Source organism: Brevibacillus nitrificans (assembly GCF_003710965.1).
Lineage (GTDB): Bacteria > Bacillota > Bacilli > Brevibacillales > Brevibacillaceae > Brevibacillus > Brevibacillus centrosporus.
The window spans coordinates 1-14426 of the sequence record NZ_RHHU01000011.1; the positions used below are offsets into that span (position 1 = coordinate 1).

The following is a 14426-nucleotide window of genomic DNA, read 5'->3' on the forward strand; positions in this document are numbered from 1 at the left end:
GCCGCTAGCCTCCGAAGAGACTCGCTCGACTTGCATGTATTAGGCACGCCGCCAGCGTTCGTCCTGAGCCAGGATCAAACTCTCCAATAAAGTTTGTATCTGGTTCAAAGCTGGCAAATCATTTCATGATAGACTCATCAACGCTTTCGCTGTTCAGTTTTCAAAGAGCATTTTTGGCTTATCGCCCAGAGGCGACTTTTTTAATTTACCACATTTCCAACCAGGAAATCAAGTGGTTTTTTCAAATTCTTTCGCTGCCATTTTTTCGTAGAAGCAGCAGCAACGTTTGTTAATATAGCATGGATCACAAACCGAAGTCAACACTATTTAAAAAAATTCACCCAAGCAAAATAAAACAAGCCTCTAGTGCTCCCTCATCTTGCCCTGGGCAGACCACTTCCTGAAGGAATGAGCGCTGAACCATTTTCTCAATTAAAGAAGGAATTTCAATGTCCGCTGCCTGCACAGCAGGATGATTCATCAGCTCCTGCAAGCGCCAGGGCCCCTCCTTTGTCTCCATCAGCTCAATCAAAAAACGTACCGATTCCTTCATGCGTGATGTCACTGCGAATTCAATCGCAAGCACCAAGAGCTCAATCCGCTTTTCCAAAGTCTCTGCGTTCATAGACAGCTCTTCATACAGCTTGTACACAGACGAGTCCAGTTGTTTCACTTGAGACCATAGTGCCGGCTGAGGATACTCTCCCATTTCATATACAGTGAGGCGGGCCCATGCATGCAGCGCCTGTACAAAAGCGTGGTAAGCATCCAGAGTAGAGCCTTGCTGCAGCCATTCTTTTGCTTCGTGGAAAAAATACACCAATCGGGAATACTCTTTGCAGATGAGCTTTTTTTGCAGCGAATCGGTAAGCCGAAGCAACCGCTGCCTCATCTGTCTCATATAACCGTCCTTATCAACAAGAATCTCTGCCTTTGCCACTGTGTATGCCAGCTTCTCATCCAAGCCGTATGCCGCACTCTTTTCCAGCTGCCAAACGCTGATCCATTGCTCAACAATCCATTGATCTTGAAAGTATATCCGCCGAATGCTGTTATCAGACTCAGGTTGGCTGGCAACAATCAAATAGAAGGTGCCATCGCGAAGGGGAAAATTGGGAAGCATAAGTACAGCTTGTACATCCAAACGCTTTTGAAGCAGTTCAAGGTACGTTTGTTGACTCTCTTCTGGCCTCATGTCCATGCCTTTTCCTCCCTGCCCCTGGGTTGAACATATGGATTCTACATGAGAACTCCTTTTCCTGCTTGTCAACAGACAAATCCTTAGTATGCTATACTGTAGGGTAGGAGGAATGATGATGAAGAAAACTGAACGTCTTAGCAAGATCAAACGCATGCGCACTTGGGGTAACTGGAGCATGGTGATCGGTATTTTGCTGATGTATACGGGGTACGCTTTCTTTGCTGGATACTTGGACTTTATTCCTTTTCTCGGCACCCTGTTCAAAGGTTCTCACGTCTTTATGACGTTGCTGTTGATCATTGGCTTTATCTTGACGATGGGCAGCACGGTTATGTTTATGATTTCCGGAATGGTATCTACCTCTGCTCCTCAGGTACAATGCCCATCGTGCCAAAAAGTAACGAAAATGCTCGGAAAAGAAGACGCCTGTATGTTTTGCGGACAACCACTCCGTCTCGATGACGCACAGCCTCAGCAAAACCAAAACCTTACACCACAAAAATAATGAAAGATCATGCAAAAGCCACCCGCTGCCCACGTCGAGCAACAGGTGGCTTATTTTCTTTCTAGGACGAGGGCTTCTCATGCTGGCTGTTCAATCCATCTGAGACAGCCTTCCAAATCTCGGGCACCTCATAGCCGCGGCGCCAAGAAGCTACTCCCGCGAGATTGTACTTGTGCACAATGGCCATCCGTTTTTCTATAGAAGTCACGTCTTCCAGCCACATTTTATAGGTATTGCCATCTTTAGGATCTTGATACTGCACATAGTTCTGCCCGCTGGCCTCATCCAAAGTCGGCGTCAGCTTGCGTTCCTCGATCCACTCCAGCGCACGAGGCATCGACAAGGCCTTGGAGGATACCTTTACGCTTCCATCCGCTTGCTTGGTTTCCGTCCACAATCTCGTATAAAAAGGGACACCCAGCAACAGCTTTTGATGGGGAACCTCCTCGAGTACCCCTTGCAATCCGTTTTCCACCCATGGCAAGGATGCCACTGAACCGGCTTTTGGACTGGACGCCCAATGCTCGTCATAGGTCATGACCGCCATGTAGTCTACCACTTCTGCGAGGGCTTTTCGATCGAGGAACATCGACCATGTTTCTGCGGTTGACTTGATTGTCACATCGATGGAAACCGTCAGCCCCTGTTCATGCAAATAGGGTGTCAGCTCGCGCACAAACTGGACGAGCTTTTGTTTTTCATCCAGATACACATTTTCAAAGTCAATGTTGATCCCGTCCAGATCGTACAGGTTGGCATAGTGAATGAGCTGGGCAATCAGCTTTTCCCGCTTGTCGTAGCTGCTGAGAACAGATTTCGTCCAGTCCGGGTTGAATCCGTTCGTGACCAATCCCCAGACCTGGTAACCCCTTTGATGCGCCCACTTCACATACGCAGGATCAGCTTTATTCTGCAGTGTCCCTTCTGCATCTTTCATTTCGAACCACGTTGGCGAAACCACATTGACGCCTTGCATAGGCCCGATATCGGAAACATTTGGATTTTTACTCGTAACCTGTTCCCACACCAGATTGATTTTTTGTCCCAGCGGCTTCCAGACAGCCTTTTGTGTAGAGGATGCTGGGCGATCCAGACTTACCTTTCGCACCTGTGTTAGCTCCAGACTTTCTCGTGGCAGAAACCCCGCAATCCCATCAGCGGTCAAAACCCGGTACCACTTGTCCGACTGTCCCAGTACATCCACTACAGCACCTGAGGAAAGCTCCGCTACGATCGGCGTGCGCAGCGAAGCTCCTGTCCGAACGAGCTGAGGATCGTCATCCTGTACCACTTTTGCTTGTTGAATCGCATATCCGTCCTTTTCTACAGTAAGAGCTCCCGTCGCAGGCTTATGCGCAAAAGAATACGGATACAACTTTTCCAAAGGCTCAAGCGGCACATAACGAACCCCATCCACTTCTTTTACGGGCACCTGCAGATTGACCGGCTGCTTGTTCAGATAGGCTACCACTTGTCCGCTTTCCATTCGCAGCACTTTGTCCTTCGTCGTAATGATGACCGAATGAGTAGGTTCGTCCCAGAAAATAGCGGGATCCAGCTTCTCCTGAATAAATGAGAACGGCAGCAAAATTTGATCCGCTTCTATCAGATAAGGAGTCTTCTCTACCTCACCCTGGTAAACGAGCGCGTGCTTCTCCCCGTTAAATGGCGATACGTGCTCTGTTGACGCCCGCAGGACAAAGAACCAATAAATCCCTCCAAATATCGCCACAAAAAAGAGAATCAGCATAAGGAAAAACTGAAACACCCGCCTTCTCCGCTTTTTGGGGCGGGCAGCCATCCCTAACTCCATACTCACAAGCTACGACCTCCTCTCAGACGGAACATATCCGAGAGTGATATCCGTCAATCTATTTCGTCTATTCTTTCTATGCCTGTTTGGGTACAAACCATTCACAACCTTCTGACATGCTTCCTTTCAAAAGACGTTTGAAACCCGAAAACGTTACACCTTGGGATGTCTGGTGCAAATATCGGCAAACCAAAACACCTTCCTCCTCAACTGATTTCCGGTTGATTCAGAAGGTGCTCTGTGTTGCAGTCCTGCATTTAGTGGGTGTTCTTTTGACAGGCTTCACAAACGCCATAAACTTCCATGCGATGGCCTGTAACGTGAAATCCGATGTCTTTCGCTGCTGATTCTTCCGCGTCCCGTAAGTATGGGAAATGAAAATCGCTGATCGACCCGCACTTCGAACAGATTGCGTGATAGTGATCTTCCTCCACATTTGCATCAAAACGGCTGGACGCATCCCCGTAAGTCAATTCAATAACTAATCCAGCATCTTTAAAGACACGCAGATTGTTATAAATCGTAGCAACGCTCATATTGGGGAATTTGCCTTCGAGGGCCTTGTATATTTCGTCAGCCGTCGGGTGAGTCATCGTCTCCAGCAAATAGGTCAAGATGGCATGGCGTTGAGGTGTCATTCGAACCCCGGTATTCTTCAGGATTTCTACAGCTTTCTCTACACGCTGTGTCATAACGTTACACCCCACAGTCTTTCGCAAGGACAAAAGAACAAGCCTTTCTCATGTCATTGATTAGAATTACTATAAATAAGTGTACGTCTTGTGAGCGAAAACTGTCAATATCCATTCCGTTTATTTCCCGAATGAAGAAATTGGGAAACGGTTATGGCGTCTTCGTTTTGGTTTTCGCCTTCGGTTTTGCCTGCGCTTTCTTCCCTTCTGCGATCGCGTGCTTGCACATGGTTTGCAGCGGGCATTGACTGCATTGCGGGTTGCGGGCGGAACAGATCCGTCTGCCGTGCCAAATCAACCAATGATGAGCATCCGACCATTTTTCCCGGGGAATACGCTTCATCAGCTGACGCTCCACTTCGTCGACATTGTCGCTTTTGGCCAATCCCAAACGGTTTCCTACGCGAAACACATGGGTATCGACTGCAATCGCCGGAACCCCATAGGCGTTGGACAAGACCACGTTAGCTGTCTTTCTCCCGACTCCCGGCAATGCCTCCAGCTCCTTGTGCGTTTGCGGCACTTCGCTATTGTATTTCTCGTACAAGATTCTACAGGTCTCTAAAATGTTTTTACTCTTATTCTTATACAGACCGAGCCCTTTTATATGCTCCTCCATTTCTTCCTGCGTCAAATGAAGGTAGTCTTCCGGTTTATTCAGTTTTTCAAACATCGGCGCCGTTATTTCATTCACCCGTTTATCTGTACACTGTGCTGACAAGATCGTGGCAATCAGAAGTTCAAACGGGGAGGTATAGTTCAACTCACAATGCGCGTCTGGATACAGCTGCTGCAGGGTATCCAATATTTCTTCGACTGGTACTTTGCGTTGTGCCATTCATATATCCCCCTTTTTCTCTCCATTATACCGTGGCTCGTCAACTCGGCAATCCAGGGAGTTTGTGGCGGGCTCGTATCTCCATGAAGTAAAATGGAGCTGGAAGAATATAACGGAGGGGAAATGTGGATGAAAGTATTTCTAACAGGTGCTACCGGTTTTGTGGGGAAAGGGATGTTGGCAAGGCTACGCGAGGAAGGACATGATGTGGTTTGTCTCGTTCGCCCTGGATCAGAAACGAAACTAGGCCGTCACGATGAGGCTGCCGGCAAGATTACCTATGCTGCCGGAGACCTCTTTCATCCCGACTCACTCCGTGAAGCAATGGCTGGCTGTGACGCCGTCATTCATCTGGTTGGGATCATCCGGGAGCAGCCAAGAAAAGGGGTCACGTTTCCGCGAATTCATATAGAAGGGACAAGAAACGTCGTAGAGGCAGCCAAACAAGCAGGGGTCAGTCGATTTGTCCATATGAGCGCTTTGGGGGCACGGGAGAATGCAACCAGCGCCTACCACAAGACGAAATACGCGGCGGAACAGATCGTCATCGCTAGCGGAATCCCGTTTGTCATCTTTCGTCCTTCGGTTATTTTCGGACCTGGCGACGAATTCGTAAACATGCTGGCCGATTTGGTCAGGCTGCCGGTGACCCCCGTTCTCGGAAGCGGTGCCTATCCTTTGCAGCCCGTTGCCAGAGAGACAGTCGCAGATGTGTTTGTCCAGGCACTGTCGTCGCCTTCTGCTGCGAATCAAATTTTCGAAACAGGTGGACCTGAGGCAATCACCTACGAGCACATCTTGGATCATATCGGCGCTGCGGTCGGAAAACGAAGCGTGCGGAAAATTCATATCCCACTGTCCCTGATGAAACCTGTCATCAATATAATGGAAGGTTTCCCTTTCTTCCCCATTACAAACACACAGCTCACTATGCTGCTGGAAGGAAACGCCTGCAAGGACTCAGAGCCGCTCTACACGACTTTCGATACACCTAAAATCGAGTTTCGCCAAGGGATTTCTCAGTATTTGTAAAGAAGGCAATAGCTTGGCGAAGGCGTTCGGCGTTCATGCAAAAAGCCCCGATCACAATCGATCCGGGGCTTTTGATCTTCTTTTCTTATCGAATCTCCAGCACGCCTTTTCCCCCGCGAAAAACATGAAGGAACGGAATCGTGCCAACCGTGACAAACCCGTAACGGCTGTACACCTTTTCTACTCGCTCATTAATTGGGCATACCCATAGCTCTGAGCTTTTGGATTGGATAAACTGTTCCTGCGCATAGCGGATCAAATGACCGATCAGACCGCGCCCGCGAAAAGCCGGCAGAGTCGCAACATTTTCAACCCGAACCACATCGCCAGCCCTCAGCAGGCACAAAGAGGAGGCTGGTTCCCCCTCTACTCGCAGCAGGAAATGCTGAAAATCCGGATGGGCAAATTCTTGGGCAAAAGCCTTTTCCCGAACTTCCTTGCCCCCAAACTCAGGGACAGACTCTACAAGCAGGCACTCCTCGTAGTTGGCAGCAGTAACGGGCTCGATGGTGACAGAAGAATGCTCGTTCACCTGAGCCTTTTCCCCTTGCCAGATTTGAACAGGCGAGGGCAGCTCCTCCGTGCGGAAGCCTCGCTGCTCCAGCACTTCCACCAGCTTCTGCTGATTGGGGGCATCGTACAAATACAATCGGGGATGAATGCCTTTTTCCTCAAAAAACGGGATGATCTCGTCCGCCATCTCAGCTGCTTGCTGGAGGTCCATTACCGCATTCGAAACATGGGCATGATTGGCATCATAATGCCCTGGATTCTCTTCGTTCCAGAACAAGTAACCCCACGATCGCTTGGCGTGATTGGAAAAGGCCCGTTTATAGGCTACGTCCGTCTGTTCAACGATAGACAGCAAATTCATTTGGAGCCTCCAGTCAGGCTATTCATGCAGGGTCTGCTCTGCTGTTGCCGTTTGCTTGTTTATGTGGCGGGCGACAACGAACAAATAATCGGACAAGCGGTTCAAGTATTTCACCACGGCTTGGTTGACCTGCTCTTGCTGTGCGACATGGACGGCCTTGCGTTCCGCTCGCCGCACCACTGTACGCGAGACATGGAAAGCAGCTGCGGCCGGATGTCCACCAGGCAGCACGAAGTTGGTCAAAGCCGGCAAGTCTGCATCCAGCTTATCAATCTGACCTTCCAGGAAAGTGACATCCTCTTCTCCAATCGGCCAGCCGACCTTTTTCCCCTCTGGAGTCGCCAGCTCAGCACCAACGTGAAATAGCTTGGTCTGAATGACATGAAATACTTCCCGAAGCTCTTTCCAATCGACGGACTCCGGCAAGAGAGACAGCGCGAGTCCGATCTGCGAATTAGCCTCATCGCATGTACCATAAGCCTCTACACGATCTGCAAACTTAGGTACGCGAACGCCGGCTACTAACGATGTCTCGCCTTTATCCCCTGTTTTGGTGTAAATTTTCATTCCAGCCCCTCCATCTTTCCCTTTATTTCCCTGGAAATCGACAATCTACAAGGCTTCTGCTACCAAAATCAGCTCGGAACTGCTGGCGTCAAAGGCTGTTTTGGCAAAGCTGCCATAGCGCTGTGTTACTTTGAAGCCATTTAAGCGCAGCAAGTGATGCAATTCAGTCGGGAAAATATACCGCAGCGTAAATCGACCCGTGACACGCTCTGTCATCACTCCGGCAGCGTTGGAGCGTTCATATATCCGTGTCACTTCCGCCAATTGCTGAAAGTGATCGTAGCGCGTGTAATCCCACATCGCCACTTCATCGCCGTTCTCCATCCGATGCGTCCCACGCAAGGACATTTTTTCATTTTCCTCATAAAAATGCTGAATCTTCGGTACGAAAACATTCATGGCAAATTTGCCGCCCGGTGCCAGATGCTTGCGAATACAAGCCAGCGCCTTCATCTGCTCTTGGATGTGAAGCAGATGCAGAAAAGAGCGAAATGGAATCATGATCAAGGAGTACGTCTCGCCCAAGTCGAAGCTGCGCATGTCTCCTTGGAGAAGACGCACGGAATCTGCCACACCCAGCTCCTCTGCCTTTGCCTTCGCCCTATCCAGCATCTTTTGCGAAAGATCCAGCCCTGTCACGGAGATTCCCGCTTGAGCCAGCGGGAGGGTAATGCGCCCCGTCCCGCATCCGAGCTCAAGCACCTTGCCGCCCGCCTGTTTGGCCTGATCCATATAATACTCCACATCGCCATTCAGTCCGCGTTGCGTCAAATCGTAATAATCAGCCCAATCATACATATTGCTCATGGCAGCTCTCCTATGCTTGCAATTGTTCGGATTGCAGGTACGCCATAATCAGCTTGGCTGTGTTGTCGAGCGCTTCGCGGTGGGTACGCTCATGCGAGTGCGAAGCGTCTACCCCAGGTCCGATCAAGCCGTGGACAATGTCATAGCCAGCCCGCAATGCTGCACTTGCATCCGACCCGTAAAATGGATAAATATCGACCTGATAATTCAAGCCTTCTGCTTCTGCCAGCTTGGTCAGATGGCTGCGCAGCCCATAGTGGTAAGGTCCAGACGAATCTTTCGCGCAGATGGAGACACAGTATTCGTCTGTTGTCTGACCATCGCCGATCGCGCCCATGTCCACTGCCAAATATTCAATGACATCAGAAGGAATGCTGGAGTTTCCGCCGTAGCCGATCTCTTCGTTGTTGCTGATAAAGAAATGAGTCGTGTACGGCAGCTTTTTCCCAGACTCTTGCAGCTCTTTGAGAACGCCCAGCAAAATCGCCACGCTCGCCTTGTCGTCAATGTGGCGGGACTTCACAAAACCGCTCTCGGTGACGGTCACACGTGGGTCAAAGGACACGAAGTCCCCTACGGAAATCCCCAGGTCGAGCACTTCCTGCTTGGTTTTCACCTTTTCATCCAGACGAACTTCCATGTTTTGATCGGTGCGCTCCGCTTTTCCCGCTTCCCGGCCATAAACATGAACTGACGCTTTGGTAGACAAAATAGTTCCTGTGATCAGTCGGCCGCTGCCAGTCTCTACGAGGCAATGCTCCCCTTCAATCGCATTGAACTCAAATCCGCCAATCAACGTCAGTTTCAGGCGTCCGTTCGATTTGATTTCTTTAACCATCGCCCCCAGCGTATCCACGTGAGCGGTGAGCAGGCGAGCCTTATCCACGTTTGCTCCAGCAATCGTCGCCAGAATAGCGCCTTTGTTTGTACGCTTGAAAGCAACCCCCAGCTTTTCCAGCTCCTGCGCTACCCACGCCATGACCTTTGCCGTATTCCCCGACGGACTAGGAATGTTGGCCAGCTGACAAAAAGATTCAACGATATAGTCGTTAGATACACTCATGGATTTGGCCTCCTGATATCTTCTATGTAATTGGACTATCTACGCTTGCAGTTCTTCCTCGATAAATTGGAGCACCTCTTGGACGTGCCCCTTCACTTTTACTTTCGTCCACGCTTTTGCGATATTTCCTTGCTTATCGATGACAAAGGTAGAGCGCTCGATGCCCATGTATTCTCTGCCGTACATCTTTTTCAGAACCCAGACACCATATGCCTCTGCCACCTGATGCTCCGGGTCTGCCAACAGCGGAAACGGAAGCTCGTGCTTCGCCACAAATTTATCGTGAGACTTCACGCTGTCCGGGCTGATTCCCAGAACGACAGTATCCAGCTGCTTGAATTTCGGATGGTAATCACGAAAATCACAGGCCTCTGTGGTGCATCCCGGTGTCATATCTTTGGGATAAAAATAGAGCACTACATTTTTTCCCCGATAGGAAGAAAGTGAAATGGTCTGATTCTCATTCGCTTCCAGCGTAAAATCAGGTGCTGCCTGCCCAATGGCGGTCATGTTTATCCCTTCCTTCTATTCCCTTTTTTCCACATTTACACGCTATCTCATTTTACCACAAGCTTACAGCCACTTCATCTCTATACACGTTGCGCTTTCTATCAGAAAACGATAGAATTGATTGATAGTATAGAGAACGACGAAAAATCAAAATTTGGCCTAGTCAGTTGGATGGTGAGAAATGGCATGAAAGAGATTTATGAAGTAACAGACCCAGAAGCACTAAAATCCCTAGCGATTGCCGAGCGCGTTAAAATTTTGGAGCTATTTGAGGACCTCGAGCCTCGGACAGCCAAACAAATTGCCACGGAGCTGGGTGAAAACGCTGCTCGTCTTCACTACCACGTGAAAGAGCTGGTTCGTGTCGGCTTGCTCGAGCAGGTGGATACACGCGTCAAAGGTTCCATTGTCGAAAAGTATTACGAACCAGTAGCCAAAGTGATTCAGGTCAAACTGCAAGTAATGATTGAGGAAAATGCTCAGCAATTGAGCGATGTGATGTTCACTCCTTTCCGCACCACGGAGAAGGATCTCATGCGGACCTTGAACCGCTTTGTTGCCAGCGATCAGGATGTGCGCAAGGAGTATAAGCATACTTTCGCCTTCAATGCCCATGAATTTCATCTCAGTCAGGATGAGCGCAATCAGCTTGTCGAGGAAATCGGTGATCTGCTGCAAAAATACAAAGGCTTTAAAAGTGCGCCGGGACGCCGCAAGTTCAAGTTTTTTGACGTGCTGTTCCCTCTGACACCTGCCGATCCTACTGACGATACGGATGAACCGTTCGAGGATTCCGACGAATAATCTCCGACATCATGAAAACCATCACGAACGATGGTTTTCTTTTTGTATTTGGAAAAGGAGGCTTCCGCATGCGTACCATTCTGTTTGACTTCGATGGCACAGTAGCCGATACACTCCCGCTCATCTTTACCGCCTTTCGCTCTACCTTTCAGCGCTTTTTGCACAAGCACTACTCAGATGAACAAATCATCGCTCTGTTTGGACCCACAGAGACGGGGATTGTAAAAAAGGAATTGCCTCCCCACGAGCACGACTCCGGCTTGGAACACTTTTTTTCTGCCTATACAGATGAACATCTGCGTCTGCACAATCCGCCTGAAGTCACGCAAATGCTGGAACAGCTCCGCAATGCCGGCTTTCAGCTTGGAATCGTGACGGGTAAAGGCAGTCGCAGTGCCGAAATTTCGTTGCGGGAGTGGAAGCTGGACGAGTACTTTGACATCGTCATCACCGGCGACGATGTCTCGGACCCCAAGCCTAACCCAGAAGGAATCCTGCTCGCCATGCAAAAGCTGGGGGCCGACACGAGAGAAACCATCTATGTAGGAGACAGCGACGCAGATGTGATCGCAGGCCGGGCAGCCGGGTTGCAGACTGTCGGCGTCAACTGGCTTACCGTCACACAAAAGGGCGGAAAGTTTGATCCTGCGCCGGATTATCTTTTCACGGATGTACAAAGCTTCGTCGACTGGATCCTATCGGTAGAAAACTTGGCGCCGCCAGGCTTTGTTGCGGAGCCTTAGTTGCACGTATACTGGCTATAGAATTTTATCAATGCTTCCTGGACAAAAAAGGCATGCCTCTATTGGATAGGGCACGCCTTTTTTTCATCGGTAAGGGCTTAGTAAGCTCGGCCAAACCAGACTGTATGCTGTGCTTTTTCACCGCAGCAGATGCAGGTTTCCTTGGTCACTGGCGGCTCAAAGGGAATATTGCGGGACGTGAACTTCGTCTCTTCCTTGACCTTCGCCTCGCACGCGTCATCTCCGCACCAGCCAGCCAGCACCCAGCCGCTGGTGACGTTTTCCTGCTCGCTTTTTGCGATATGCGCAGTCAACTGCTCCATGGTATCGATCGTCAAATGAGAGTTCGCCTCGCGGAAAGCCAGCGCTTTTTGGAACATGTTTTGCTGAATTTCCTCGAGCAAGTTCTGGATGGTTTCCACGATGCCATCGACTGCGACCGTGATTTTTTCACCCGTATCGCGGCGAGCGAGAATCACTTGCCCGTTCTCAACATCGCGCGGCCCCATTTCCAGACGCACAGGTACTCCGCGCATTTCCCACTCGTTGAACTTCCAGCCTGGTGTCTCTTCCCGCAAATCAGCACGCACACGGACACCGGAAGCCTTGATGGTATCGAAGAGCGGATCAAACGCCTCCATCACTTTCTCCCGCAGCTTCATCGGTCCGACCGGGATCATAATCACTTGCGTTGGTGCCATTCTTGGCGGCAAGGACAAACCGCGGTCATCCCCGTGCACCATGATCATCGAGCCGATCAGGCGAGTCGAGCTGCCCCATGACGTCGTATGGACGTATTTAAACGTATTGTCACGATCGAGGAACTTGATTTCAAAGCCGCGCGCAAAATTGTCGCCCAAGTAGTGCGAAGTGCCAGCCTGCACCGCTTTGCCGTCCTTCATCATCGCTTCGATGGAGTACGTATCAACCGCACCAGCGAAGCGCTCACTTGGAGTTTTTTGCCCTTTCCACACGGGGATCGCCAGCTCCTGCTCCACGACTTCGCGATAGATCTCCAGCATTTGCATGGTCTCTTCGCGCGCTTCCTCTTCAGTCGCATGAGCCGTATGCCCTTCCTGCCAGAGAAACTCGGAGGTACGCAAAAACGGCATGGTTCGCTTTTCCCAACGGAAGACGTTTGCCCACTGATTGATCAGGACAGGCAGATCACGATAGCTCTGGATCCACTGGCTGTACATATGGCCGATGATCGTCTCGGAAGTTGGACGCAGTGCCAGTCTTTCCTCCAAAGGTTCACCGCCTGCTTCCGTCACCCATGGCAGCTCTGGATTGAAGCCCTCGATATGCTCTTTTTCTTTTTGCATGAAGGACTCAGGAATCAGCATGGGGAAATAAGCGTTTCGGTGTCCGGTTTCCTTGAAGCGCTTGTTCATTGCTTCCTGAATCCGTTCCCACAGCTCAAACCCTTCCGGCTTGAACACGATACATCCGCGAACGGGCGTGTAATCCATCAGGTCCGCTTTTTTGATCGTGTCGATGTACCAGCGTGAGAAGTCCTCCGATTGTGGCGTAATTTCCTTCACAAATGCCTTTTCCTCTTTCATCCTTCTACAGCTCCTTTTTCTTAAATGAACGCGAATGAAATGCAAAAAATCCCCCATCCCACATAGGGACGGAGGATCAAACATCCGCGGTACCACCCTGATTGACACAGCATAAAGCTGCGTCCACTCAAAGTCCCGATAACGGCGGGGCATCCGGCACAGCTCATCGCCAGCGGCTTCAGGATGGGGTGCAGTTCTGCCTTCGTATCGACCTTCCAGACTAGGGCCGACTCTCTGGGACGTAGCGAGGTACTGCGGGTCCTTTCATAGCCTTTATTCGTTAAAACTTTATTAGTTACCTATCTTAGCAAGTCATCGCCTGATTGTCAATTTGTGGCACGCGGATTCAAACGACTGCCTAGCTTGACGTATACCGGATAAGCGACCAGCGAGAGCATCGCGCCTTTGAAAATGTTGAAAGGAACGATTCCGTACAGGACAAGCGACCATACGCTCGTAGCTCCAAAGGTAGACAGCAGCGTTTCCATTGGCATTTGATACAGAGCCGCGTAGGCAGGGAGCAGGAAGAAGGCATTGGCTACAGCCATCACTGCGCTCATCAGCAAAGTCCCCAGAGCAAGCCCCAGCAAAAATCCTTTTTTTCCTTGGCCCAGTCGCTGCATGGATACCGCTACGAGGATAAAGCTGGCACCTGCTACGACGTTGGCAAGCTCCCCGATCAAGAGGCCGTCCGTATTTTTAAACAGCATGTGCAGCGCATTTTTCAAAACTTCCACGATGATCCCAGCCACCGGACCGTACATGAGTCCGCCAATCAAAGCAGGCAAAGTACTGAAATCCAGCTTCAGAAAGCTCGGCATCAGCGGAATGGGAAATTCCAGATACTGCAGGATGAAGGCAACGGCCGCCAGCATGGGGATCGTCACCAGCTTTTGGGTTGACCTCGTAGAGTGTAATGCTGTTTCTTTCATGTGTACCATCTCCTCATTTTTTCTCCTTCTTGAGGAATGGCAACAGTGATCGTGAACCCACACATCCTGAACCTTGTGCAAACGAAAACAAGCCCCGAGGAAAGAAAGATCCTCAGGGCTTTTTGCAGGCGCATGACAATTCCTGATGCAAAAATAAGTACGAGAAACAGAAGGGCTGCGAAAAATCAATCGCCCCTTATCCCGTTTGCACAGGGAAACAAGCACGTGTGGTAACGTACTGTCGTCATCCTTCTCCCATCCAGACTGTACTGTCGGCTCTGGAATCACACCAGATCCTGCACTCCCTGCTGTGTATCAGCTCGGGAGGCTCGCGGGCTTACATGCAGCTTCGCATGATCACCGCCGGTCGGGAATTTCACCCTGCCCCGAAGGAATGTGTTTGTTGTTGTATACAGCATATTATACAGCTGATTTTTTATTTGACAATAGTTGAAAATGCGATTTCAGCATTTTTCCGAT

15 protein-coding genes, 1 rRNA gene and 1 riboswitch are annotated in these 14426 nt (G+C 50.1%); of the genes, 4 read left to right on the plus strand and 12 right to left on the minus strand.

The genetic code is table 11. The annotated features are described in order from the left end of the window. Positions 1-90 (minus strand): 16S ribosomal RNA (locus EDM59_RS17960); the annotation flags it as partial. A gap of 247 nt (positions 91-337) precedes the next feature. After that, a complete protein-coding gene (locus tag EDM59_RS17965; RefSeq protein ID WP_122924892.1) occupies positions 338-1201 on the minus strand; it encodes a hypothetical protein in 864 nt (287 codons plus the stop codon). A gap of 115 nt (positions 1202-1316) precedes the next feature. On the opposite strand from EDM59_RS17965, the gene EDM59_RS17970 reads away from it, so the two are divergent. Next, positions 1317-1706 carry a YgzB family protein gene (locus EDM59_RS17970; protein WP_092266989.1) on the plus strand — a complete coding sequence of 130 codons (390 nt, stop codon included), beginning with the start codon at positions 1317-1319 and terminating at the stop codon, positions 1704-1706. A gap of 61 nt (positions 1707-1767) precedes the next feature. Here the strand turns inward: EDM59_RS17970 and EDM59_RS17975 are convergent, their stop codons facing one another. The 3 genes from EDM59_RS17975 to nth all read right to left on the minus strand — a co-directional run bounded on the left by EDM59_RS17975 (position 1768) and on the right by nth (position 5049). Beyond that, on the minus strand, positions 1768-3525 hold the full coding sequence (locus tag EDM59_RS17975; RefSeq protein WP_425455996.1) for a glycosyl hydrolase family 18 protein: 1758 nt from the start codon (positions 3523-3525) through the stop codon (positions 1768-1770). Between the two features lie 251 nt (positions 3526-3776). Next, complete coding sequence (gene perR / locus EDM59_RS17980) at positions 3777-4211, minus strand: peroxide-responsive transcriptional repressor PerR (protein WP_092266990.1); 435 nt, start codon at positions 4209-4211, stop codon at positions 3777-3779. A gap of 151 nt (positions 4212-4362) precedes the next feature. Beyond that, the gene (gene nth / locus EDM59_RS17985; RefSeq protein WP_122924893.1) at positions 4363-5049 is read right to left on the minus strand and encodes an endonuclease III; all 687 of its coding nucleotides are present in this window, start codon (positions 5047-5049) and stop codon (positions 4363-4365) included. 129 nt (positions 5050-5178) lie between these two features. Here nth and EDM59_RS17990 point away from each other — a divergent pair, with 129 nt between their 5' ends. Next, entirely contained in the window at positions 5179-6081 is a 903-nt protein-coding gene (locus tag EDM59_RS17990) for a complex I NDUFA9 subunit family protein (protein WP_122925199.1), read from the plus strand. 85 nt (positions 6082-6166) lie between these two features. On the opposite strand, the gene EDM59_RS17995 is transcribed toward EDM59_RS17990, so the two are convergent. Genes EDM59_RS17995 through bcp form a run of 5 tightly spaced genes read right to left on the minus strand, consistent with a single transcriptional unit; the run spans position 6167 to position 9902 of the window. After that, entirely contained in the window at positions 6167-6955 is a 789-nt protein-coding gene (locus EDM59_RS17995; protein WP_122924894.1) for a GNAT family N-acetyltransferase, read from the minus strand. Positions 6956-6973: 18 nt separating this feature from the next. Then, the gene (locus EDM59_RS18000) at positions 6974-7522 is read right to left on the minus strand and encodes a cob(I)yrinic acid a,c-diamide adenosyltransferase (protein WP_122924895.1); all 549 of its coding nucleotides are present in this window, start codon (positions 7520-7522) and stop codon (positions 6974-6976) included. Positions 7523-7567: 45 nt separating this feature from the next. After that, entirely contained in the window at positions 7568-8329 is a 762-nt protein-coding gene (locus EDM59_RS18005; RefSeq protein WP_122924896.1) for a class I SAM-dependent methyltransferase, read from the minus strand. Positions 8330-8339: 10 nt separating this feature from the next. Further along, entirely contained in the window at positions 8340-9392 is a 1053-nt protein-coding gene (locus EDM59_RS18010; RefSeq protein ID WP_122924897.1) for a M42 family metallopeptidase, read from the minus strand. 39 nt (positions 9393-9431) lie between these two features. Beyond that, the gene (bcp, locus tag EDM59_RS18015) at positions 9432-9902 is read right to left on the minus strand and encodes a thioredoxin-dependent thiol peroxidase (RefSeq protein ID WP_122924898.1); all 471 of its coding nucleotides are present in this window, start codon (positions 9900-9902) and stop codon (positions 9432-9434) included. A gap of 186 nt (positions 9903-10088) precedes the next feature. Here bcp and EDM59_RS18020 point away from each other — a divergent pair, with 186 nt between their 5' ends. After that, positions 10089-10706 (plus strand): winged helix-turn-helix domain-containing protein, encoded by a 618-nt coding sequence (locus tag EDM59_RS18020; RefSeq protein ID WP_092266997.1) that lies wholly within the window; start codon positions 10089-10091, stop codon positions 10704-10706. Positions 10707-10774: 68 nt separating this feature from the next. After that, positions 10775-11449 carry an HAD family hydrolase gene (locus tag EDM59_RS18025; RefSeq protein WP_122924899.1) on the plus strand — a complete coding sequence of 225 codons (675 nt, stop codon included), beginning with the start codon at positions 10775-10777 and terminating at the stop codon, positions 11447-11449. 98 nt (positions 11450-11547) lie between these two features. On the opposite strand, the gene proS is transcribed toward EDM59_RS18025, so the two are convergent. Then, positions 11548-13014, minus strand: a complete 1467-nt coding sequence (proS, locus tag EDM59_RS18030; protein ID WP_122924900.1) for a proline--tRNA ligase — start codon at positions 13012-13014, stop codon at positions 11548-11550. A 326-nt stretch (positions 13015-13340) separates the two neighbouring features. Continuing rightward, on the minus strand, positions 13341-13946 hold the full coding sequence (locus tag EDM59_RS18035; protein WP_122924901.1) for an ECF transporter S component: 606 nt from the start codon (positions 13944-13946) through the stop codon (positions 13341-13343). Positions 13947-14189: 243 nt separating this feature from the next. Beyond that, positions 14190-14344: riboswitch (FMN riboswitch) on the minus strand. Between the last annotated feature and the right edge of the window lie 82 nt (positions 14345-14426).

Coding starts and splice junctions, on each gene's coding strand:
- bcp (WP_122924898.1), bottom strand. CDS start 9,902: ATGACCGCCATTGGGCAGGCAGCACCTGATTTTACGCTGGAAGCGAAT.
- EDM59_RS18025 (WP_122924899.1), top strand. CDS start 10,775: ATGCGTACCATTCTGTTTGACTTCGATGGCACAGTAGCCGATACACTC.
- EDM59_RS18010 (WP_122924897.1), bottom strand. CDS start 9,392: ATGAGTGTATCTAACGACTATATCGTTGAATCTTTTTGTCAGCTGGCC.
- EDM59_RS18035 (WP_122924901.1), bottom strand. CDS start 13,946: ATGAAAGAAACAGCATTACACTCTACGAGGTCAACCCAAAAGCTGGTG.
- EDM59_RS17970 (WP_092266989.1), top strand. CDS start 1,317: ATGAAGAAAACTGAACGTCTTAGCAAGATCAAACGCATGCGCACTTGG.
- EDM59_RS17965 (WP_122924892.1), bottom strand. CDS start 1,201: ATGGACATGAGGCCAGAAGAGAGTCAACAAACGTACCTTGAACTGCTT.
- EDM59_RS18005 (WP_122924896.1), bottom strand. CDS start 8,329: ATGAGCAATATGTATGATTGGGCTGATTATTACGATTTGACGCAACGC.
- EDM59_RS17995 (WP_122924894.1), bottom strand. CDS start 6,955: ATGAATTTGCTGTCTATCGTTGAACAGACGGACGTAGCCTATAAACGG.
- EDM59_RS18000 (WP_122924895.1), bottom strand. CDS start 7,522: ATGAAAATTTACACCAAAACAGGGGATAAAGGCGAGACATCGTTAGTA.
- EDM59_RS18020 (WP_092266997.1), top strand. CDS start 10,089: ATGAAAGAGATTTATGAAGTAACAGACCCAGAAGCACTAAAATCCCTA.
- perR (WP_092266990.1), bottom strand. CDS start 4,211: ATGACACAGCGTGTAGAGAAAGCTGTAGAAATCCTGAAGAATACCGGG.
- nth (WP_122924893.1), bottom strand. CDS start 5,049: ATGGCACAACGCAAAGTACCAGTCGAAGAAATATTGGATACCCTGCAG.
- EDM59_RS17990 (WP_122925199.1), top strand. CDS start 5,179: ATGAAAGTATTTCTAACAGGTGCTACCGGTTTTGTGGGGAAAGGGATG.
- proS (WP_122924900.1), bottom strand. CDS start 13,014: ATGAAAGAGGAAAAGGCATTTGTGAAGGAAATTACGCCACAATCGGAG.